The sequence below is a fragment of the Micromonospora sp. NPDC048986 genome, from assembly GCF_040649335.1.
In the GTDB taxonomy this organism is placed as follows: Bacteria; Actinomycetota; Actinomycetes; order Mycobacteriales; family Micromonosporaceae; genus Micromonospora; species Micromonospora alfalfae.
This window is the reverse complement of record NZ_JBEZFJ010000001.1, coordinates 834,574-854,967: the sequence shown is the minus strand read 5'-3', so window position 1 is coordinate 854,967 and position 20,394 is coordinate 834,574. Positions and strand designations below refer to the sequence as shown.

The 20,394-nt window shown below is 72.0% G+C and carries 19 protein-coding genes and 1 pseudogene; 12 read left to right on the top strand and 8 right to left on the bottom strand.

The window, feature by feature from the left end; all coding sequences use genetic code 11:
- Positions 1–8 precede the first annotated feature (8 nt).
- A complete protein-coding gene (locus tag AB0B94_RS03955; RefSeq protein WP_357268019.1) occupies positions 9–4,481 on the bottom strand; it encodes an HAD-IC family P-type ATPase in 4,473 nt (1,490 codons plus the stop codon).
- A gap of 162 nt (positions 4,482–4,643) precedes the next feature.
- Here AB0B94_RS03955 and AB0B94_RS03950 point away from each other — a divergent pair.
- The 6 genes and pseudogenes from AB0B94_RS03950 (at position 4,644) to AB0B94_RS03925 (ending at position 8,851) form a co-directional block, all read left to right on the top strand.
- Positions 4,644–4,960, top strand: a pseudogene (locus tag AB0B94_RS03950) (hypothetical protein).
- A 59-nt stretch (positions 4,961–5,019) separates the two neighbouring features.
- Complete coding sequence (locus tag AB0B94_RS03945) at positions 5,020–6,408, top strand: MFS transporter (protein WP_357268017.1); 1,389 nt, start codon at positions 5,020–5,022, stop codon at positions 6,406–6,408.
- A 51-nt stretch (positions 6,409–6,459) separates the two neighbouring features.
- Positions 6,460–7,113, top strand: coding sequence for a GAP family protein (locus AB0B94_RS03940; protein WP_357268015.1), 654 nt, complete (start codon positions 6,460–6,462; stop codon positions 7,111–7,113).
- Between the two features lie 79 nt (positions 7,114–7,192).
- Complete coding sequence (locus tag AB0B94_RS03935; RefSeq protein WP_357268013.1) at positions 7,193–7,975, top strand: NAD(P)H-binding protein; 783 nt, start codon at positions 7,193–7,195, stop codon at positions 7,973–7,975.
- Between the two features lie 37 nt (positions 7,976–8,012).
- Positions 8,013–8,207 (top strand): hypothetical protein, encoded by a 195-nt coding sequence (locus AB0B94_RS03930; RefSeq protein ID WP_238669660.1) that lies wholly within the window; start codon positions 8,013–8,015, stop codon positions 8,205–8,207.
- Positions 8,208–8,302: 95 nt separating this feature from the next.
- Entirely contained in the window at positions 8,303–8,851 is a 549-nt protein-coding gene (locus AB0B94_RS03925) for a YbaK/EbsC family protein (protein ID WP_357268424.1), read from the top strand.
- Between the two features lie 74 nt (positions 8,852–8,925).
- On the opposite strand, the gene AB0B94_RS03920 is transcribed toward AB0B94_RS03925, so the two are convergent.
- The 4 genes from AB0B94_RS03920 to AB0B94_RS03905 are packed head-to-tail and all read right to left on the bottom strand — an operon-like array spanning position 8,926 to position 12,304.
- The gene (locus tag AB0B94_RS03920) at positions 8,926–9,567 is read right to left on the bottom strand and encodes a DsbA family oxidoreductase (protein WP_357268011.1); all 642 of its coding nucleotides are present in this window, start codon (positions 9,565–9,567) and stop codon (positions 8,926–8,928) included.
- A gap of 20 nt (positions 9,568–9,587) precedes the next feature.
- Positions 9,588–10,016: a SufE family protein gene (locus AB0B94_RS03915; protein ID WP_357268009.1), complete on the bottom strand. Its 429-nt coding sequence runs from the start codon at positions 10,014–10,016 to the stop codon at positions 9,588–9,590.
- Between the two features lie 35 nt (positions 10,017–10,051).
- Positions 10,052–10,477 carry a CBS domain-containing protein gene (locus AB0B94_RS03910; protein ID WP_030487636.1) on the bottom strand — a complete coding sequence of 142 codons (426 nt, stop codon included), beginning with the start codon at positions 10,475–10,477 and terminating at the stop codon, positions 10,052–10,054.
- Positions 10,478–10,534: 57 nt separating this feature from the next.
- Positions 10,535–12,304: a proline--tRNA ligase gene (locus tag AB0B94_RS03905; protein WP_357268005.1), complete on the bottom strand. Its 1,770-nt coding sequence runs from the start codon at positions 12,302–12,304 to the stop codon at positions 10,535–10,537.
- 141 nt (positions 12,305–12,445) lie between these two features.
- On the opposite strand from AB0B94_RS03905, the gene AB0B94_RS03900 reads away from it, so the two are divergent.
- The 6 genes from AB0B94_RS03900 to AB0B94_RS03875 all read left to right on the top strand — a co-directional run bounded on the left by AB0B94_RS03900 (position 12,446) and on the right by AB0B94_RS03875 (position 17,835).
- A complete protein-coding gene (locus tag AB0B94_RS03900; RefSeq protein ID WP_238669665.1) occupies positions 12,446–12,976 on the top strand; it encodes a SigE family RNA polymerase sigma factor in 531 nt (176 codons plus the stop codon).
- Positions 12,973–14,145 carry a hypothetical protein gene (locus AB0B94_RS03895; protein WP_357268003.1) on the top strand — a complete coding sequence of 391 codons (1,173 nt, stop codon included), beginning with the start codon at positions 12,973–12,975 and terminating at the stop codon, positions 14,143–14,145. The genes AB0B94_RS03900 and AB0B94_RS03895 overlap by 4 nt, the downstream gene beginning before the upstream one ends.
- Before the next feature lie 228 nt (positions 14,146–14,373).
- Positions 14,374–15,525 (top strand): hypothetical protein, encoded by a 1,152-nt coding sequence (locus AB0B94_RS03890; protein WP_357268001.1) that lies wholly within the window; start codon positions 14,374–14,376, stop codon positions 15,523–15,525.
- Positions 15,526–15,696: 171 nt separating this feature from the next.
- Positions 15,697–16,464, top strand: coding sequence for an SGNH/GDSL hydrolase family protein (locus AB0B94_RS03885; protein WP_112583954.1), 768 nt, complete (start codon positions 15,697–15,699; stop codon positions 16,462–16,464).
- Between the two features lie 2 nt (positions 16,465–16,466).
- Positions 16,467–16,913 carry a hypothetical protein gene (locus AB0B94_RS03880; protein WP_357267998.1) on the top strand — a complete coding sequence of 149 codons (447 nt, stop codon included), beginning with the start codon at positions 16,467–16,469 and terminating at the stop codon, positions 16,911–16,913.
- 19 nt (positions 16,914–16,932) lie between these two features.
- Positions 16,933–17,835: a sulfurtransferase gene (locus tag AB0B94_RS03875; protein WP_357267996.1), complete on the top strand. Its 903-nt coding sequence runs from the start codon at positions 16,933–16,935 to the stop codon at positions 17,833–17,835.
- A gap of 111 nt (positions 17,836–17,946) precedes the next feature.
- Here AB0B94_RS03875 and AB0B94_RS03870 read toward each other — a convergent pair whose 3' ends face one another.
- The 3 genes from AB0B94_RS03870 to AB0B94_RS03860 form a co-directional block, all read right to left on the bottom strand.
- Entirely contained in the window at positions 17,947–19,140 is a 1,194-nt protein-coding gene (locus tag AB0B94_RS03870; RefSeq protein ID WP_357267994.1) for a hypothetical protein, read from the bottom strand.
- Positions 19,137–19,685 carry a SigE family RNA polymerase sigma factor gene (locus tag AB0B94_RS03865; protein ID WP_238669671.1) on the bottom strand — a complete coding sequence of 183 codons (549 nt, stop codon included), beginning with the start codon at positions 19,683–19,685 and terminating at the stop codon, positions 19,137–19,139. Before AB0B94_RS03865 ends, AB0B94_RS03870 begins: the two co-directional genes overlap by 4 nt.
- A gap of 70 nt (positions 19,686–19,755) precedes the next feature.
- The gene (locus AB0B94_RS03860) at positions 19,756–20,328 is read right to left on the bottom strand and encodes a TetR family transcriptional regulator (protein WP_357267992.1); all 573 of its coding nucleotides are present in this window, start codon (positions 20,326–20,328) and stop codon (positions 19,756–19,758) included.
- Between the last annotated feature and the right edge of the window lie 66 nt (positions 20,329–20,394).

Genomic DNA, 20,394 nt, shown 5'->3' with positions numbered 1-20,394 from the left:
GCCGACGGTCAGTCGGCGGAACCACCGTCCGCTGTGGGCCCGGCACCGGATCGGGTCCGGTTGGGGCGGGCCTCCGGGAGGTGTTCAACCAGCTTGGTGAGCGCGCCGTTGGCGAAGGTCGCGCCGAGCGCCGACCCGGCCCCGATGGTCCAGCCCACCGGCCCGAGCGGGGTGCAGCCGAAGAACTGGCTCACCCCAGGGGTCTGCACCACCACTACCAGCACGCCCAGTGACGCCGCAGTGGACGCCAGCACCGTCGGGCTGGTGCCGCCGGCCAGGATGGTCTGTCCGAGTTGGGTGCCGACCAGGGAGACCAGGGCGACAGTGCCGGCCCGCTGCCGGCGTCCGGTGTAGCGGGCCAACGTCCAACCTGCTGTCGCGCCCAGCGTGGTGGCTGCCGCCCGCAGCCCGATCTCCCTGGTGAGGCTCTCGCCGAGCGCGGTGTCCGGGCCCTCCCGCAGCAGCGCGTCGGTGCGGTCCGAGGCGGGCGGCCGGACCGCGATGGCCAGCGCCGGCGCCAGGTCGGTGAGCAGGTTGACCAGTAGCAGTTGGCGTCCGGTGAGTGCGGAACGGCCGGTCGCCGCGGCGGTGAGCACACTGAACGCGATCTCGCCGAGGTTGCCGCCGACCAGGATGCTGAGCGCATGCCGTACCGACGACCACATGGCCCGCCCTTCGATCAGGGTGGCGATGATGGTTTCCAGCCGGTCGTCGGTGACCACCAGGTCGGCTGCGGCGCGGGCGGCCGGGGTGCCCCGTTGACCGAGGGCGATGCCGACGTCGGCCAGCCGGATCGCCGGGGCGTCGTTGGCGCCGTCGCCGGTCATCGCCACGGTCCGCCCGCACTTCTGCAACGCCTGGATGATCCGCACCTTGTGGGCGGGGGTGCAGCGGGCCACCACGTCGGTGTTTGCCAACCGCTCAGCGAGCGCGTCGTCGTCCAACTGGTCGAGTTCAGCGGCGGTGACCACCCGCTGTTCGTCGTGTTCACTGATGGTGGCGGCGATCGCCTCAGCGGTGGCCGGGTGATCACCGGTGATCATGATGGTGTGCACGCCGGCCTGCCGGATCCGGCGTACCGCCGGGGCTGCGCTCTCCCGGACACCGTCCGCGAGGGCCAGGAAACCCACGAAGGTCAGCCCTCGAACGTCGGAGTCGGTCACCTTCGGCTCGTTCACCGGGCACTCCGCGACGGCCAGGATCCGATTACCCGCACCGGCCCGGTCGGCGAGCATCCGCTCCAGCTCCGCACGGCCGGCGTCGTCCAGTGGCTCCCGACGACCGTCCGTGCGTCGGGACGAACAGCGCGGCAGCACCGTCTCCGGAGCACCCTTGACGCTCAACAACAGGTGACCGTCGGTCTGTCCGATGCTCGCGTGGTAGCCGCGGGACGGCTCGAACGGCAGGCCCCCGGCAGCGTGCCAACCGGCGGCGCCGGTCTGCTCCACCACCCCGGCCTCACCCGCACCCCGCCGGACCGCCCGGTCGGTCTGCAACGCCAACTCCTCCGGATTCTTCGCGGCGGGGGTGGCCCGCAGCGCCGCGGCCAGCGTCATCCGCAGTCGGTCGTCCAACCGGTCCAGCGGGGCGTACCGGTCGCCGACGCTGTCGCCGACCCCGGCAAGCAGCAACTGGCCCTCGGTGAGGGTGCCGGTCTTGTCGAAGCAGAGCACGTCCACCCGGCCCAGCGCCTCGATCGTGCGCGGGTTGCGGACCAACGCGCCGTGCTCGGCCAGCCGCCGGGCCGCGGCCAGCTGCGCCGCGCTGACCAGGAACGGCAGCCCTTCCGGCACCGACGCCACGGCGAGGTTCGCGGCGGTCGCCGCCGTTTCGGCCAGGGGTACGCCTCGAAGCAGGCCGGCGCCGGCCACCGCCACAGCGGAACCGGCCGCCAACGGAATGGCGGCACTGGTCAACGAGCCGAGCCGGGCCTCCACCCCACTGGCTGGTGGGTCCTGCTTGACCAGGGCGAGGCTGCGACCGGATTCGGTGTCCGACCCGGTCGCCACCACCACGGCAGTGCCGTGCCCGGCGGCGACCGTGGTGCCCTCGTACAACATGGAGTGCCGGTCGGCGAGTGCGGCAGCGACCACCGGTCGGTTGGACTTGGCGACCGGCAGCGACTCGCCGGTCAGCGACGACTCGTCGGCCTCCAGGCCCACCGCCTCGAGCACGCGGCAGTCCGCCGGCACCGAGTCACCGGGCTCTAGGGCGATGACGTCCCCGAGGACCAGGTCTTCGGCGGCGAGAACCTGCTCGGCACCGTCGCGGCGGACCCGTGCGGTCACCGCCGAACGGGACAGGAGTTCGGCCAGCGAGCGCTCGGTGTTGCGCTCGTGCACCGCCCCGATCAGGGCGGACCCGCCAACGACGCTGCCCACCAGCGCGGCATCGACAAGCGAACCGAATGACGCGGAGAGCACCGCCCCGGCGGCCAGCACCGGGGTGAGTGGGTTGGACAACTCGTCCACGAAGGCACGCAGCAGCCCTCCGCTCCCCGGTGCGGCATTGCCGTTCCCGCCAACGCCCTGGTGCCGGCGCTGCGCCTCCGCGCTGGTCAGACCGTCCGGCGTGGAACGCACGTGGTCGAGCACGGTGCCGACGGGCATCAGGTGCCAGGCGGTCGTGACCGGTGCCGGGGTGTCCGACTGGTCGTGCAGCCGGCGGGCCTGCCAGACCCCGTTGGCGAAGGCCAACCCCGCCGCGCCGTTCACGGCGACGAGCGAGCGGCCGGGCAGCTCGGCCGGCGGGGCCGTGAACGCGCCCAGCGCCCCGAGGCCGGTGCCGGCCATGGCCAGCCGGATGTTCTGCTGGGCAGCACGCCGAGCCACCCCGGTCGCCTCGATCACCAGCGCCACCACCCGCAGGTCGGCACCGACCAGCAGGTGCGCACCCCACGGCGGCAGTTCCTCCGGCGCGGCGAACCCGAGGCCGCAGTCGGACGCACCGAGCGCCTTCCGGTCCGCGGAAACCAGCATCACCACCGCCCCGTCGCGCTGCAACGCGCGTACCGACTCGGCCAGCCGGTCCCCGCCGGGCAGTATCGCGTCGGCGAAGCCGTACCGCTGCTCGTCACCGCCGGCGACGACCAGCCGCAGGCCGGCCCGCCGCGCGGCGGCCGGCAGCCCGTCGACGCCGGGTGCGGGTTCCGGCTCGACCCGCAACACTGCGGCAAGTCGGTCACCATGGGCGAGGCCGAGCAGGTGACCGCCGGCCGAGCGCAGCCGGGCCGCGTCCGGAATGGCGTCCGGGTCGTTTGCGGGCATCTGGTGCAACGGTCCGAGCCGCCAGCCGTCCGACGCACGGGAGGCGGCCGGGTCGTCCGGGTCGAACAACGCGAAGGCTCGCTCGACCACCTGGTCGACGTCCGTGTCCGGTGCGGGCGCCAGATCGGCAAGTACGCCCCGGTCCGAGCCGAGCACCGCAGCGTCCAGCACGAGGGTGTCGACCCGGTCCAACTCCCGCAGCACACTGCGGTCCATCGCGATCACCCCGCGCCGCGCCAGCATCCGGCCGAGCTGGGCGCCGTACCCTTCGCGTCCGCTGCCGGGCGCCTTCGGCAGCGCCGACAGGCCCAGCGCGGCGGCCCGCTTGCGCCCGGCGAAGGGCACCGCGGCAACGCCGGCCGCCGTACCGGCGGCGAGCGCCCGGTTGATGTACCGCTCGACCGGGCCGTGCGGCTTGGGGCGGGGACGGTCGGCGATCGGCCACCGGGCGACGGCACGCTCGGGGTCGCCGGTCAACCGCGGTTCGGCGCTCACCCAGGCGGAGAACTGGGCCCGGTCCTCGCCCCACTCCACGAGCCGTTGGGCGCCGTCGAGGACGATGCCCGTCCAGCGGCCGGTCAGGCCCTGCACCACGGCCTCGGCCAGCGGAAAGAGCACCTCCGCGCGCGGGTCGGAGCGCAACGTCCTGCCAAGGAACGCGTGCAGCTTCGGCTGAAGATCCACCGCGGCGAGCAGACCGGCCACCTCACCGGGCAACGGCGCGAACGGCAGGATCCGGGTGGCCGCCCAGAGGGTCAGACCCAGCGCGTCCGAGGCGAGCGCGCCGAGGGTGCGCGGGTTGTGTGGGCCCTCCTCGGGCGGGTGCGGGGGCGGGATCTCCGGGTCGGGCTCGTGGTCGCAGGTCCGCTCGACGCGGTCGATGGTGGCGATGAGGTCATCGAGATTCGGTTCGGGGGCCCGCACGGCCACCACCACCCGCCCGGATGGAGCGTTCACCCTGGCCCAGGCCACTCCGGGCATCCGCTCCAGCGCACCCTCCACCTGGCGGGCGAGCTGGTCGCCGCCCTCCTGGCAGACACCGTGCACCTCGATGTGGTGCCGACCCGGCCGGGACCAGACCCGACGCCGCGTCAACCCGACCGTCCGGGCCAGCCGGACCGCGGCCGAGCTGACCGACCGGGACGCCTCGCCCACCAGGTGTGGCACGCCGAAGGACGGCAGGATGCGGCCGGCAGCGCGACCCGCCGCCGTCATCGAGGCGTACGGCTGGACGGGCGCCGGCCCGGCTCCCTGTTGCCGCTCGTCCTGACCTTGGCCATGTCGTCCTCCCGCCGCACTCACGTCCGGCGGCCTGGCTTCCCGACCTGCCATCCGTTATGCCCCCTGAGTGGCGGAATTTTCCGCCGGCGCCGGCGCATGGACGGGATGGGCTGTGGAACCCGACGACCATCACCGGACATGGGGAGGCCGGAATGAGCACGCTGACGCGACATCTCAACGGTTCACGGGAGAACGTCAAGATGTACGACCGGCGGGTGCACCTGCCGATGCTGGGTGAGGTGGCGGTGCCGCCACCGGACAAGGTCGTCTACTACGCCGGGCTCGGGGCGCTCGCCGCGCTCCAGGTCATCGAGTGGCCGATCGCTGTGGTGATCACCGCTGGTCACCTGCTGGCAGACCAGCATTTTTCCGGACTGGTGCGCGGTGTCGGGGAGGCGCTGCAGGACGCCTGACGAGAGCCGGGTCACCGGACGGTTGACATGAATCAGGGTTGAAGTCGCATGCTCGGTCGATGCCGAGCACAGCCGTCACCGACACACCCGCCGCACCGGGACTCTTCGCACCCCGGCTGCGCGCGATGACGGTGGGCAGCGTCGCGCTGATCTCACTCCTCGCGTTCGAGGCGTTGGCGGTCGGCACGGCGATGCCGACCGTCGCGCGCAGCCTGGACGGGCTGGCGCTCTACGGGATCGCCTTCGGTGGCCCGTTCGCCACCGGTGTGCTGGCCATGGTGGTCTCCGGGATCTGGTGCGACGCGCGGGGTCCTCGGGGGCCGATGTGGCACGGCGTCGCCTGGTTCGTGGTCGGGTTGCTGATCGCCGGGACCGCGCCCGTGATGAGCGCGCTGGTCGTCGGGCGGGTGGTGCAGGGTTTCGGCTCCGGGCTGCTCTCGGTGGCGCTCTACGTGATCGTCGGGCAGGCGTACCCGCAGGACCTGCACCGGCGGATCTTCGCGGCGTTCGCGGCGGCGTGGGTCGTACCGTCACTGGTCGGGCCGGCGATTGCCGGCCTGATCGTGCAGCACCTGGGCTGGCGGTGGGTCTTCCTGGCGGTGCCGGCGGTGGCGGTGCCGGCGGGGCTGCTGATCCACCCCGGCCTGCGGTCGCTGGGTCGGAGTGCGGCGACGAGCCCGCCGAGGGGTGCGGCGGCACGGATCGGTTGGGCGTGCGGGGCCGCGGTGAGTGCCGCACTGCTGCACATCGGGGGACAGCAGCGCGGCACCACGGCCCTGGTGCTTGTCGCGTTCGCCGTGGCCGGCCTGTTGGTCTGTGCCCCGCGCCTGCTGCCGGCCGGGTTCCTTCGGGCCGCACGAGGGTTGCCCACAGTAGTGGGCCTGCGTGGCCTGGCGTCGGCGGCCTTCGTCGGCAGCGAGGTGGTCATCCCGTTGATGCTCTCCCGGGAACGGGGCCTGTCGCCGACCGCGGCCGGGCTGGTCCTCACTGTCGGCGCGCTGGCCTGGTCGGCGGGCTCCTGGTTGCAGGGCCGGATCCCGGTGCCGGCGTCGCGGGCCAGCCTGCCGCGCGCCGGGTTGACCTGCATCACCGTCGGCACCGCCACTGTGGCGCTGGCCGTACGGCCCGAGCTGCCGGTGGCCGTCGCCGTGGCTGGTTGGGCGATCGCCGGCCTGGGCATGGGGTTGCTCTATCCGCCGTTGTCGGTGCTCACATTGGAGTTGTCCGCGCCGGGTGAGCAGGGTCGTAACAGCTCGTCCCTGCAACTGAGCGACTCCCTCTTCGCGGCGACAGTGCTCGCGCTGACCGGGGCCGTGTTGGCGGCGGGAAACGCGCCGGGCCCGGCCAGCTACACGACGACGCTCGTGGTGACCGCGGGGCTGGCGTTGCTCGGGGCGCTGCTGGCCGGCCGGGTGGTGGTGGGCGGGGGCGTGCGACAGGTCGGCTGATCAGCGGATTCCGCCGCGTCCCACCCGCTCGTGCCGGAAGGATGGCGGGCGATGAACCTCCTGACCATTCTGCCGCTCGCCGTGGTCATGGTCGCCGGGACGCAGTTGGTGGTGGCGGTCTTCCTGGCCTCGTCGGATCGGCCCCGGGCGGCGTCGCTGGGCTTCCTCACCGGCGCGGGGCTGGTGGTCGCCGCCGGGGTGACGGTGGCCTGGTTGTTGACCAAGCTGGTGGGCGGAGTGGCCGCCGACGCCAGCGCCGTCGCCGGGAAGGTCGATCGTGGCCCCGCCATCGACCTGGTGGTGCTGGCCCTGCTGGTGTGCCTGGCCGTGCTGATCTGGATCCGCCGGGGCCGTTCCGGACCGCCGCGCTGGCTGGGGAGCATCGAGCATGCCGGTCCGCCGCAGGCGCTGCGGCTGGGTGCGCTGCTCTTCGTGGCGACGCCGACCGACGACCTGACCATGGCCACCGTCGGAGCGAGCGTGGCCCGACACGATCTGCCGTGGTGGCACCTGGTGCCGTTCGTACTGCTCACCGTGCTCCTGCTCGCGTTGCCTCTGCTCGCGTTGCTGCTGCTGGGGAACAGGGCCTCGCGGGTGCTGACGCGGATGCGGGAGTGGGCCCAGGGGCACGCCTGGGTCGTCAACGAGATCGTGATCGCGTTCTTCGCGCTGCTCACGGTGCTGGACCTGATCCGATCGGGGTGAGTGGCCGCTCGCCGTCACGGGTTGTCGCGTTGTTTCGTCAACGCCGGGTAAGGGTCGGACGGGTTTGCAGGAGGACGAGATGAAGGTTCTTATCACCGGGGCGTCCGGCAATCTGGGCAGTTCGGTGCTGGGCCGGTTGCGTGACGACGGGATCAGCGTTCGGGCCACCAGCCGCCGGCCGTCCGCCGGCTCGGACGTGGAGTGGGTGGTGACCGACCTGGCCACCGGGGATGGGCTGACCGAGGCGGTGACCGGCGTTGACGCCGTGCTGCACCTGGCGTCGGCGCCTCGGGGTCGGCAGACCTACCAGGTGGACGTGTTGGGCACCCGCCGACTGGTGGTGGCCGCCGGGACGGCCGGTGTGCGGCACATCGTCTACATCTCGATCGTCGGGGTTGATCGGGTGCCGTTCCCGTACTACCGCCACAAGCTCGCCGCCGAGCAGGTGATCGCGGCCGGGCCAGTGCCGTGGTCGGTGCTGCGGGCCACCCAGTTTCCCCAGTTCCTGGACGACATGCTGACCGCCAGCGCGCGGCTGGGCCCGGTGATCGGGGACCGGGCGGTGCTCGCCCAACCGGTCCACCCGGACGAGGTGGCGGCGCGGCTGGCGGCTCGACTGGTCGCCGGCCCGCTGGGCGGCATCGAGGAGCTGGGCGGGCCGCAGGTGCTCCGCTTCGACGAGGCCGCCCGGGCGTGGCGAGCGGCCCGAGGCTCGCGCCGACCGTTGCTGCCGGTGCGAATTCCCGGCCGACTCGGTAACGAACTGCGGGCCGGTGGTCTGACCACCGAGGCGCTGCCCCGGGGTGTGCGTACCTGGGCCGAGTACCTGGCCGACACGTACGGGGGAACCGGCCGGAAATGAGAGCAACACCGGTTCACGTTCGTCTTACCGTGACGCCATGTTCGCTGTCGTCACCACTGTGATCCTCTACGTCTTCGGCTTCGTCTTCCTCTACGGCGTGATCCGGCTGGGTGTCCGGCACGCGTTCGAGGATCTGGAGCTGCAACGGGCCAAGGCCCAGCGCGAGGAGGAGTTGGCGGCTGCCCGCGACAGCTCCTTCATGCGCGACAACGCCTTCCTCGCCGGCAGTTGAGCGCCGGATCGATCCGGCCCGGGCCGGTGGCGTCGCCGGGAGGACGGGGAGCCGCTGGGCGGTTCAGCGTCACGGATGCGAGGATCGCACCCGTGATGGGAACGCTGAAGACCGAACCGGCCCGCGTCCGCCTGGATCTGCTCGCCCCGCCGGTTGCGGAGGCCATCGCGCAGTGGCCGGTCGACGCGCCGGTGGACGTCAACGACGTGCTGGTCGCGCCGATCGACGCCGATCTCGCCGACACCGCGGCGTTCTGCGCGGCGTACGAGGTGGGGTTGGACGTGTCGGCCAACTGTGTCGTGGTGGCCGGCAAGCGCGAGGGCGTGGTGCGCTACGCCGCGTGCATCATCCTGGCCACCACGCGGGCGGACGTGAACGGGGTGGCTCGCCGGGCGTTGGACGTCCGCAAGGCGAGCTTCGCGCCGATGGACGACGCCGTCGAGTTGACCGGCATGGAGTACGGCGGCATCACCCCGATCGGGCTGCCGGCGCAGTGGCCGATCCTGGTGGACGCGCGGGTCATCGCCACACCGCACGTGATCGTCGGGTCCGGCGTACGGCACAGCAAGATCGCGCTGCCGGGGCCGGCGTTGGGCGCGCTGCCTGGAGCCCAGGTGGTGGAAGGGCTGGCCAGGCCGGTCTGACCAGGCATCGGCATCGATGTTGTTGCACGTGAAACATCGTGATCATCGATGCCGGCCGCCCGGCCGCCGATGACTCAGTGTGAGTGCGCTGCGGACTCGCGCTGCTCGACCTCGGCGAACGCGGCGAGCAACGTCTGCACCTCCTGCGCACCGGAGACCGCGTACTTCCCGGCCAGCACGAAGGTCGGCACGCTGGTGATGCCCAGATCCCGGGCGGCGGCCAGCCCGGCGGCGACGTCGGCGACGCGCTCGTCGGAGTCGAGGAACCGGCGCGCGTCGGCCGCGTCGAGGCCGATCTCACCGGCCAGGGTGGCCAGCGCCTCCCGCGAGCCGACGTCGACCCCGTGGTTGAAGTGCGCCTGGTAGAGCGCCTCCACCATCTCGGCCGCCCTGCCCTGATCGGTCGCCCAGGCGACCAGCCGGTGCGCATCGAAGGTGTTGGCGATCACCGCGCGGTCGTAGTCGAGCCGCAGCCCGTCGGCCGCCGCGACCTGGGTCACGTGGTCGACCATCTGCCGGGCGCGCTCCGGGCCGCCGAACTTGGCGGCCAGCGCCTGCACCAGCGGCTGAGGTTGCGGCACCGGCGACGGGTCGAGCTGGAACGGCCGGTAGCGGACCGTCACCGCACCCTCGTAGCTGGCGAGGGCCTGATCCAGGCGGCGCTTGCCGATGTAGCACCACGGGCAGATGACGTCCGCGTAGATCTCGATCTCCATGATCGGTGGCAACCTCGCGGTCAGCCCAGTTGTTCCCGGACCTGCCGCTTCAGGCGGCCCAGGATCGCCGTGCCGCCACGAATCCGCAGCGGGCTGATCGCCTGCGCCAGACCCATCCGCTGGTAGAGGTCGTCCGGCACATCCAGCACCTGCTGAGGGCTCGCGCCCGCCAGCCCTTCGGCGAGGATCCCGGCGAACGCCCGGGTGGTGGGCGCCTCCGGCGGGCAGTCGAAGAGCGTCTCGACTGTGCCTTCCGGGGTCACCCGGGCGCGCAGAAAGAACGCCGTCTGACACTCGGGCACCTGCTCCATGCCCTCGCGCTCCGCGGTGCCCTCCGGCAGCACCGGGATGACGTCCGCGTACTCCAGGAGCATCTCCAGAACCAGGTCGCGCGGCGCGGCGGCGAACTCGTCGACGATCTCGGCCAGTCGGGCCGGCATGTCAGCCATGTGTCGAGGTTACCGCCGTCGTGCCGGGGCCCCTGTCACACGGTGGGCGACTGCTCGCTGATCTCGCTGAGCGCGCTGGTGGGGTCGAGCTGCATGGCCAGGTCGCCGAGCGAGACGATCCCCACCAGCTTGCGGTCACTGTCACAGACCAGCACCCGTCGGATGCCTCGGTCCCGCATGAGCGCCGCCGCCTCGCCCGCAGTGCAGTGCTGCTCGATCATGACGACCTCGCGGGTGACGATCGAGCCGATGGTGGTGGCCGCAGGGGAGCTGTTCTCCGCCACGGCCCGCACCACGATGTCCCGGTCGGTGAGCATGCCGGCGAGGCTGGCGCCGTCGGTGACCACCACATCACCGATGTCGGCCTCCTTCATCACCCTGGCCGCCTCGTCCAGGGTGGTCTCGGCCGGCAGGTACACGACCTGCTTGGTCATCACGTCGCTGACCCGGTAACCGGTCATGAGAGCCTCCGAAGACGTTTCCACCCGATCCGACAGCACTACCCCGTGACGCGGCAGCTACACCAGGCTCGCACGTTCCTGGCTTACCTGGTGGACGAGTCGATCCACCAGGCCGTCCAGCGGCAGCTCGGTGCGCCCGTCGCCGGCCCGCTCGCGCAGCTCGACGTACCCCTCGGCGAGCCGGCGGCCGACCACGACGGCCCGGGGGATGCCGATCAGCTCGGCGTCGGTGAACTTGACCCCGGCGGAGACGTGCGTGCGGTCGTCGACAAGCACCCGCAGGCCGGCGGCGGCGAGGCGCCCGCCGAGCTCCAGCGCCGCGTCGAGCTGCGGGCCCTTGCCCGCAACCACCAGGTGTACGTCACACGGCGCGACCGCCGCCGGCCAGACCAGTCCCCGGTCGTCGTGGTGCTGCTCGGCCACTGCCGCCACCGCCCGGGACACCCCGATGCCGTAGCAGCCCATCGTCGGCCGGACCGGCTTGCCGGCCGGCCCGAGCACGTCGACGGCGAAGGCGTCGGTGAAGCGGCGGCCGAGCTGGAAGATGTGCCCGATCTCGATGCCCCGCCTGATGGTCAGCTCACCCGCCTCGCACTCCGGGCAGGGGTCGCCGGCGCGGACGTCGGCCGCCTCGATGGTGCCGTCGGGGGTGAAGTCACGTCCGCACACCACGTCGGTCGCGTGTCGGCCCGGCTCGTTCGCCCCGGTCAGCCAGGCAGACCCGGCCACCACCCGAGGGTCGACCAGGTAGCGGACGCCAAGCTTGTCGAACAGTTGCGGTCCGATGTAGCCGCGAACCAGCTCCGGATGCTCTGCCCACTCCTCGAAGACGGTCACCTGTGCCGGGTGCAGTGCGGCACCGACCCGCTTCAGGTCGACCTCCCGGTCACCGGGCAGCCCGATCACCAGGAGCTCGCCCCGGTCGGCACCCGGTTGACGAACTGACAGCACGACGTTCTTCAGGGTGTCGGCGGCGGTCCAGCCGTCCCGGCCGCCCAACCGGCGCGCGTTGGCCAACTCCACCAGGCTCGCGATCGTCGGCGTCTCCGGAGTGTCGTGCACCTCGACGGCCGGCTGCGCGCCCGGGTCACCGGCGCTCGGCACCCGGGTGACCACCGCCTCGGTGTTCGCCGCGAAGTCGCAGGAGGTGCAGCCGACGAAGGTGTCCTCGCCGACCGGTGTCGCCGCCAGGAACTCCTCCGACGCGGAGCCGCCCATCGCGCCGGACATCGCCTGCACCACCGTGTAGTCCAGCCCCAACCGGTCGAAGATCCGCTGGTACGCGGCGCGATGCCGCCCGTACGCCTCCCGCAGCCCCGCCTCGTCCAGGTCGAAGGAGTACGCGTCCTTCATCAGGAACTCCCGACCGCGTAGCAACCCGGCGCGCGGCCGCGCCTCGTCGCGGAACTTCGTCTGCACCTGAAACAGCGTCACCGGGAAGTCCCGGTACGAGGTGAACAGGTCCTTGACCAGCAGCGCCGCCATCTCCTCGTGGGTGGGCGCCAACAGGTGCTCGGCACCGCGCCGATCGGCGAGGGTGAAGATGTCGTCGCCGTACTCCGTCCACCGGCCGCTGGTGCGGTACGGCTCGGCGGGCAGCAACGCCGGGAAGTGCACCTCCTGGTCGCCGATCGCCAGCAGTTCGGCGCGTACCACCTCGGTGATCCGATCAAGCACCAGTTTGCCCAGCGGCAGCCAGGTGTAGCCGCCCGGTGCGGCACGACGGATGTAGCCGGCGCGCAGCAGCAGCCGATGGCTCGGCACCTCCGCGTCGGCCGGATCCTCGCGCAGGGTCCGCAGCAACAGGGTCGACATGCGTAGCAGCATCCGCGCAGCCTACGGCCGGTGCGGCAGGATGAGCGATCCATTTCGATCCGCGCCGCACCCGTCGCCGGCAACCATCAATGCCGTTCCCGACGTCTGCAATGACACCAGGCCCTCGCACCCCGACCTGAAGGATTGGCCCGTGTGGACCCTCTGCTGAGTGAGTTCGACTCGTTCGTCCGTTCCCGCACGCCGGCGCTACTGCGCTCGGCCTACCTGCTCACCGGCGACCAGCACCTGGCCGAGGACCTCGTTCAGTCGGCCCTGGCCCGGACCCACCGCTCCTGGAACCGCCTGCACCACAGCGGCAACGCCGAGGCGTACACCCGCAAGACCATGTACCACCTACAGGTGTCCTGGTGGCGACGGCGCCGGGTACCCGAGTCGATGCCGGGCGACCTGCCCGAGCCACGCGGAGGCGACTCGGCCCCGGACCACGCCCACCAGACCAGTCTGCGGCTCACCCTGCGGGCGGCACTGGCGAAGCTCTCCCCGAAGCAACGCGCCGTGCTGGTGCTGCGGTTCTTCGAGGACCGCACCGAGGCGGAGGCGGCGGACCTGCTCGGCGTCACGATCGGCACCGTGAAGAGCCAGACGGCCAAGTCACTGGCCAGGCTGCGCACCGTCGCGCCCGAACTCGCCGAGCTGTACGTCCTGGAAGGGAGTACCCGATGAACGACCAGCGCCTCCGGCTCGACCTGACCGCCCTGGCCGACGAGGTCACCTCCGTCGACCTGCGGGACCGTACGCTGCGCACGTCGCGGCGGCTCGGTATCCAGCGGGCGGTGGCCACATCGGCCGCCGCGCTGGTGCTGATCGCGGCGGCGGCCGGCACCGCCCTCGCCATCCGCCCTGACCAGTCCCCGAACCCGCTGCCGGCTGACACCCCGTCGGTCACCGCGACGCCGACGCCGTCGGCGTCGCCCACCCCGACGCCGTCCAACAGCGCCGGCGACACGCCCGGCGCCCCACCCAGCGGCGGGTCCAGCACGAACACGCCGTCCGTGCAGTTCGGCAAGCTCTTCTACGGCCCCGCCAGCGTCGCCCAGGTAAAGACCGCGAACCTGCGGTCCTGGCGTCCGGGTGACAGTTCGGTGCGTTTGCTGGCTCTGCCCGACATCGCGTTCAAGGGCAACTTGAGCGTCTCGTCGGACGGCCACCGGGTGGCTTGGGTGGACGACAACAATGACCTCGTCGTCTCCGACGCCGACGGCTCCGACAGGCAAGCAATCCGCTCAAGTGTCGATGCGTATTGCGTCGGCGCGGCATGGTCGCCGGACCGGCGGCAGTTGCTGTTCCGTGAGATAGCAGAAGTGGGTCCCGGTCGGTACGGCATGTTGGACATGCGCTCGGCGAAAAAGACCGTGCGTTGGTGGACCATGGAAACCAGGGCCTGCAACGCCGTCTGGTCGGCGGACGGTAAGACCATCGCCATGACCATCGACTACGGGGTCACGCTCTACGGCGCGGACGGCACGAAGAAGCGGGTTGTCCCCGGCTTCTCCGAAGACGGATGGCAAACCGACGACGTCGTCAGTCTCGCCCCGGATGGCTCGCTGGTCGCGCTGCTGCGGCACAAGCAGGATGGGGATGCCGGCGACGTGGCTCGTGATCTGCGGGTCAACGTTGTGCTGGACACCCGTACGGGCAAGCAGGTCTCGTTGCCGTTGGGTGGGCGCACGCTGGAGCAGGTCTACTTCCAGACCGACGGCTCGATGGTCGTGCGGGTCAAGACCGGCAGCGGACACGCGGTGCTGCTGGTGGACGAGGACGGGAAGAAAATCTCCGAGACCGCCGAGCCGGCGAGTCTGAAGGACATGCAGATCCTGGCCGTCGTCGACTGAACGATCGGCGCGAGAAAGGGCGGGTCACCCTCGGGTGGCCCGCCCTTTCTGCGTCTGCGCACCGCTGCGGAGTCGGTGTTGATCACGGTCGGTGAACTGCGGAAAAGGTTGCCGGTGCGAGCGGATCCGACTGTCCGGTAGTAGCGCGCCGCGGCGGCAACTCGCCACGGCCAGGCGCTCGTCTTGGGTGGTGTCAGGCACGATAAGCCTCCACAAAGGATTGAATCGATGAACCTCGGCCCGTTCACCCACACCACCCACAGCACCCGCCCCGCCTCGGCCCGCCGTTCCGGCGCGCTTGCCGGTACCGCCGCACTGCTGCTCCTGGCGTTCGGTGCCGCGGCTTGCGGCACCGCCGACCCGAAGACTGCGCCCGCTCCGGCCGAAAGCGTCACCGGCACCGCTACCGCCACCCCCGCTCCCGCGACCGGTGACACCCCGGCCGCCGGCACGGGCGGCTCCGTGCCGGATGCGGCCTCGGCCGTCGCGCCGGCCCGCCCGGCGGTCGGCTCGACGCAGTGGCCGCAGCTCACCTGGTACACCGCTGAGGAGCACGGCCAGAAGCAGAACGATCCGGCCCGGATCTGGCGGCGTACCCCCGGTGGGAGCTGGCAGTTGGTGCGTTCGGGCCGCCCCGAGAACAGCAAGAACCTCAATGGCCCGCTCGCCGTCTCGCCGGACGGCCGACGGGCAGCCTGGATGGAAGCCTCTGCCCGCCGGCTGGTGATCAGCGAGTTCGACGGCACGAAGCGGCATGTCATCCCGACCCAGGGTCAGCAGACGTGCGCGCCGAGCTGGCTCGACTCCGGGCGGGTGCTGTACGGCCTGGGGCCGGAGAAGGAGCTAACGCTCATCGCGGTCAACGCCGACGGGACCGGGCGCAAGGTGCTCGCCACCCACCACCCGAAGTGCCCGACGGTGTCCGGTGGATGGATCGCCCAGGTCGGCGAGCAGACCGTGGCGATCTCTGACGAGCGAGGCGTCCGACGGGCGGTCAGCCCGCGCCTCCCCGCCGGCCTCGTCATCGGTGCAGTGGCGGCGATCTCCGGCGACGGCCGGACGCTGGTGATCAGCGCCCACACGACCAGCCCCGGGGGTTGTGCCTGTGGCTGGCGGTTCCGCAACTACCGGCTCGACGCCGTCAGCGGGGCGGTCACCGAGTTGGCGCCGTTGGACCCGGCGTGGAAGCAGCCGACCGGGCACGGCCAGGCCATCGACGGTGTTGTGCTCGCCGACGGCGCTCTGGTGGTGCAGGTCGACGCGGGGACGCCGGCCGACGGCGCGCCGGCGTACCGGTTGGTCCGGTACGCCGCCAACGGCCGGGTGCTGGCCACCGCGTCGGCGCCCGCCGGCCAGCCGTGGGGTGGTCTGCTGGGCTGAGCTCCCGGTGCGGCGTCACCGGGTACGAGGGACCGGCCACTCACGGGGGTGGCCGGTCCCGCCCGTTGTGCGTGCCATGACGTCCGACACGTCTGCGGATCGGGGCACCACGCGTCGCGAGTCCGGTGCCAGACTGGTCGCCGCAGGCAACGAAGGCGTGAGGGGGCGCGGGTGCGCTGGCGCAGTTTTGTCGCGGTCGGGGACAGCTTCACCGAGGGTATGGACGACGCGTACCCGGATGGCACCTTCCGGGGTTGGGCGGACCTGGTGGCGACCCGGCTCGCCGCCGACGCGGGGCCCGACTTCCGGTACGCGAACCTGGCCATCAGGGGCCGGCTCTTCCCCAGCGTGGTCGCCGAGCAGGTGCCCTCCGCTGTGGCGATGAAGCCGGATCTGATCAGTTTTGCGGCCGGTGGCAACGATGTGCTGCGGCGCACCTTCGACCCGGACACGCTGGTCGCCCGCTTCGACGAGGTGGTCCGGCAACTGCGCTCGGGCGGCGCGGACGTGCTCCTCTTCCGGTTCGCTGACGTGATGGCCCGACTGCCCGGCCAACGCCTCGTCGCCCCCCGGGTGCAGCTGCTCAACCAGGCGGTCGGCGAAACCGCCGAGCGGCACGGCGCCATCATGGTCGACCTGTACGCCGACGACACGTTCCTCAATCCCATGCTCTGGAGCACCGACCGGCTGCACCTCTCCCCGGCCGGGCATCGCCGGGTCGCCGGGCAGGTGTTGAACGCCCTCGGGGTTGGTTGCGACGAGGAGTGGCTGATGGTTCCGCCACACCCGGCGCCGTCGCCGTGGCTGGCGGCCCGCGCCTCCGACCTGCGGTGGGCCGGCCAGTACCTCGCCCCCTGGGTGAAGCGGCGGTTGACCGGTCGGTCGTCCGGCGACACGGTGACGGCGAAGCGCCCGCAACTCGGCCCGCTCGTCGACTGATCATGATCACCCTGCACGCGGCGGCCCTGCTGCGCCGCGACCGGGACGGCGAGTCGTTGCCCGACCACGCCGTACTCGTCAGTGGCGACCGGATCGAGGCCGTCGGCCCACTGGCCGAGCTGAGTTCGGCGTACGCCAACGCCCGGGTTCGCCGCTGGCCCGGCGCTCTGGGGCCGGGTCTGCTGCACGACGGTCCGCTGCCGGCCGCGCCGACCCCGCGCGAGCGGGTGCACGCGCTGCTGCGTACCGGGGTGACGGCGGTGCTGGCGGAACACCTGGCCGACCCCGCCCTGCGGGCCGCCGCCGAGCGCAGCGACCTGCTGGTGCTGGCCACCGCCGTGGCGCCGACGCTGCGGTCGGCCGGGCGGGCCGACCTCGCGGTGCACGGCGTCGACGGGGCCTGTCTGGTGACAGTGGTCGCTGGTCGGATCGCCCACCGCCGCGCCTGAACGGCGTACCTTGGGGATCATGTCTGTGCCGAACGATCCCGATCCCCGCCTCCAGTCGTACGCGGACCCGCAGCGGCTGGTCACCACCGAGTGGCTGGCCGCGCATCTGGGCGACGAGGGCCTCGTCGTCGTCGAGTCCGACGAGGACGTGCTGCTCTACGAATCCGGTCACATTCCCGGTGCGGTCAAGGTCGACTGGCACCTGGAGCTGAACGATCAGGTGACCCGCGACTACCTGGACGCCAAGAGTTTCGCCGAGATGTGTGCCGCGAAGGGCATCGGCCGGGGCGACACCGTCGTCTTCTACGGCGACAACTTCAACTGGTGGGCCACGTACGCCCTCTGGGTGTTCTCGCTCTTCGGCCACGCCGACGTGCGGATGCTCGACGGCGGCCGGCAGAAGTGGATCGCCGAGGGACGCGAGGTGACCCGCGACAAGCCGGCCCGCCCGCGCGCCGACTACCCGGTGCCGCTGCGCGACGACGCGCCGCTGCGGGCCTTCCGCGAACAGGTCATGGCGCACGTCGCCTCCGGCCGGCCGCTCGTCGACGTCCGGTCGCCGGGTGAGTACACGGGCGAGATGCTGCACATGCCGGACTACCCGCAGGAGGGTGCGCTGCGCGGCGGACACATCCCGGGCGCGGTCAGCAAGCCGTGGAAGTCCGCCGCCAACGAGGACGGCACCTTCAAGTCGGCCGACGAGCTGAAGGCGATCTACGCCGACCAGCTCGGGCTGAGCCCGGACGACGACGTGATCGCGTACTGCCGCATCGGCGAGCGGTCCAGCCACACCTGGTTCGTGCTGCGGCACCTGTTGGGCTACCCGCAGGTGCGCAACTATGACGGCTCGTGGACCGAGTGGGGCAACCTGGTCCGGGCACCCGTCGTCAAGGGCGACCAGCCCGGCGGCCTGGCCGTCTGACCGGTCATCGTGTGATCGACTCGGGTTTCCTGATGTCGGGGTGTCCCGCTCGCTCGGACACCGCGATGTCAATGAACCCGAGTCGATCACGTCGGGACCACGCGACAGTTGTCAGCTGGCGAGTGCGAACACGCCGCGCAGGTCGCGGACGATGCCGGTGATCTCGCCGGTCTCCGGGTGCCAGCGCGCCAGGGCGGCCGGTTCCAGTCGGAGCAGGATCGCGCCCCTGCTGTCCCAACCCAGCACCTCGCAGCAGCCCTTGCCGCGTTCCCGGCCCAGGTCGAGCAGGTGGAGCACGGCGCCGGTCCGCGCGTCCAGCACCGCCGCCGCCTCGGCACCGTCGATCTCGCTGTTGATGATCCAGGCTGCCCGCGCCAGGCGCTCGCCGTGCAGCCAGCCCCGGCCGTAGAACTCGTTGACCTGGTACGGCGAGGGCAGCGCCGAGGCGTTGACCGGCTGTTCGGAGCGGAGTTCGCCCTCCCGTGCGGTCCGGCTGCGTAGTGTCAGGCCGGTCCGCTCGCCGTACACGTCGATCAACGGGGCCTCCCCGCCGGCGGCCGGGTCGGGTGTGATCAATTCCCAGGTCGACACGTCGATCGTGCTGGCCGCCCCGGTGACCACGTCCACCGCGTACGTCCGGTCGTCGCCTCCGACCAGCACCCGGTCGTGCGCCCACACCACCAACTCCAGGTAGCCGTCGAGCGGTATCCGGCGGACGGCCGCCGTGGTGAGGTCGATCAGGATCAGCTCTTTGGTCTGCGCGAACGCTGCCGTCCGGCCGTCCGGCGACAGCATTCCCGGCTTCAGCGCGGGCGCCTCGTTGCCGCTCGCGTCCCGGGTCGGTGCCAGCGTCACCACGTCGAGGCTGCGTGTCACGCCGTCGTTGCCGAGCACCCGGACCGGGCCGTTCGCGTGGTACTCCTCGTCCAGCGGCTGGAACAGTGCCAGTGCCCGCTGGACCGGTCGCTCGGAGAGCGGCACTGTCGCCGGGTCGCCGAGCTTGGCCAACGGATCGGGCGGGAAGGTCAGCTCGGCGGGTGGTCGCTGCACCGGCCCCGCGTGGGAGGGGCCGACGGTCGGGGTGACAGTGGGGCCGACCGGAGGGACCGGCGCCGGGTCGGTGGGTGGTCGCAGCGCCGCCACCATGCCACCACCGACCAGCACCACGGCCAGGGCGACCACTCCGACGGCCCGCCGGGTCCGCCGGGTACGCCGAGCCCGCTCCCATCCGGCGGCGGCCGGCTGGCTGGGGAGCACGTCCTCGACGCTGACGGTCAGCAGTCGGCGCAGTTCCTGCTCGTTCACGGGTTCACCTCCAGACCGCTGGCCAGATCGGCCGAGCCTCGGCTCGGCCGGGCATCGCGGGCGAGGTCCGGGGCGACCTCGCGGAGTCGGCGCAGCGCCGCATGGCACTGGCTCTTCACGGTGCCGACTGTCACCCCGAGCGCCTCGGCGGTGGCGACCTCGGTCAGGTCCTCGTAGTAGCGCAACACCAGCACGGCCCGTTGCCGCGGTGGCAGCAGGCCCAGCGCGTCGTGCATCGTCAGCCGTAACGCGCCGTCACGGTCGTGGGCCACCTGGTCCGGCGGCGCGGCGCTGAGCCATTCCCGCCGTCGGCGACGCCACCACGACACCGAGTCCCGGTAGAGGATGGCGCGCACGTACGCGGACGGGTCGCCGTTGCGGACCGAGGACCAGCGCAGCGCCAGCTTCAGCAGCGCGTCCTGGAGGAGGTCTTCGGCCTGATGCTGGTTGCCGCAGATCAGGTAGGCCGCGCGGAGCAGCCGGTGCTGGTGGTTCTCCACGAAGGCGAGGTAGCCGTCGCGTCCGTCGTCAGTCGTCGGCGCCATCCGCCCCCCTCCCGGCCGTCGCGCAGTACGCGTCATCTGGCAGACGCACGGGAGGTGGGAAAAGGTTGGGTCAGCCCGGTGGCGTTCCGGTCAGATAGCGCTGGAGGGTCGGCGCGATCCAGGCGACCAGCTCATCCGGCGTGGTGTCCACAATGGGGGACAGGCGGACGATGTATCGGGTGAAGGCGAGGCCGAGGATCTGGCTGGCGACCAGGCCGGCCCGTCGGGCGGTCAGCGCCGGGTCGCTGCCGAACGTGGCGACGGCGGTGGTGAGTTGGTCGGCGAAGATGCCGCGCATGCGTTCGGCGGCGCCGGGGTTGGTGCTGGCGGCTCGCAGCAGCGCCACCAGAGTCTCGTCGCCCTCCCAGCGGGCGAGGAAGTGTCGGACCAGCACCTCACCGAGGTGGGCGGGCGGCACCGAGGTCAGGTCGGGCAGGCGTAGGTCGAACTCGGCCGCCGCCGCGAAGAGCCCTTCCTTGCTGCGGTAGTAGCGCATCACCATCGACGGGTCGATCTGGGCGTCGGCGGCGATGGCCCGGATCGTGGCGCGTTCGTAGCCGTCCGCCGCGAACCGTTCCCGGGCCGCTCGCAGGATCGCCGCCCGGGTGGCGTCGGAGCGGCGGGAGCGCGTCGGGCTGGTCATGCCAACGACCGTATGCCAACACCTGTTGACACGCAATTGGGAGGGCCCTAGCGTTGCCAACAAGTG

Coding starts and splice junctions, on each gene's coding strand:
- AB0B94_RS03955 (WP_357268019.1), bottom strand. CDS start 4,481: ATGACGGCGGCGGGTCGCGCTGCCGGCCGCATCCTGCCGTCCTTCGGC.
- AB0B94_RS03945 (WP_357268017.1), top strand. CDS start 5,020: ATGCCGAGCACAGCCGTCACCGACACACCCGCCGCACCGGGACTCTTC.
- AB0B94_RS03940 (WP_357268015.1), top strand. CDS start 6,460: ATGAACCTCCTGACCATTCTGCCGCTCGCCGTGGTCATGGTCGCCGGG.
- AB0B94_RS03935 (WP_357268013.1), top strand. CDS start 7,193: ATGAAGGTTCTTATCACCGGGGCGTCCGGCAATCTGGGCAGTTCGGTG.
- AB0B94_RS03930 (WP_238669660.1), top strand. CDS start 8,013: ATGTTCGCTGTCGTCACCACTGTGATCCTCTACGTCTTCGGCTTCGTC.
- AB0B94_RS03925 (WP_357268424.1), top strand. CDS start 8,303: ATGGGAACGCTGAAGACCGAACCGGCCCGCGTCCGCCTGGATCTGCTC.
- AB0B94_RS03920 (WP_357268011.1), bottom strand. CDS start 9,567: ATGGAGATCGAGATCTACGCGGACGTCATCTGCCCGTGGTGCTACATC.
- AB0B94_RS03915 (WP_357268009.1), bottom strand. CDS start 10,016: ATGGCTGACATGCCGGCCCGACTGGCCGAGATCGTCGACGAGTTCGCC.
- AB0B94_RS03910 (WP_030487636.1), bottom strand. CDS start 10,477: ATGACCGGTTACCGGGTCAGCGACGTGATGACCAAGCAGGTCGTGTAC.
- AB0B94_RS03905 (WP_357268005.1), bottom strand. CDS start 12,304: ATGCTGCTACGCATGTCGACCCTGTTGCTGCGGACCCTGCGCGAGGAT.
- AB0B94_RS03895 (WP_357268003.1), top strand. CDS start 12,973: ATGAACGACCAGCGCCTCCGGCTCGACCTGACCGCCCTGGCCGACGAG.
- AB0B94_RS03890 (WP_357268001.1), top strand. CDS start 14,374: ATGAACCTCGGCCCGTTCACCCACACCACCCACAGCACCCGCCCCGCC.
- AB0B94_RS03880 (WP_357267998.1), top strand. CDS start 16,467: ATGATCACCCTGCACGCGGCGGCCCTGCTGCGCCGCGACCGGGACGGC.
- AB0B94_RS03875 (WP_357267996.1), top strand. CDS start 16,933: ATGTCTGTGCCGAACGATCCCGATCCCCGCCTCCAGTCGTACGCGGAC.
- AB0B94_RS03865 (WP_238669671.1), bottom strand. CDS start 19,685: ATGGCGCCGACGACTGACGACGGACGCGACGGCTACCTCGCCTTCGTG.
- AB0B94_RS03860 (WP_357267992.1), bottom strand. CDS start 20,328: ATGACCAGCCCGACGCGCTCCCGCCGCTCCGACGCCACCCGGGCGGCG.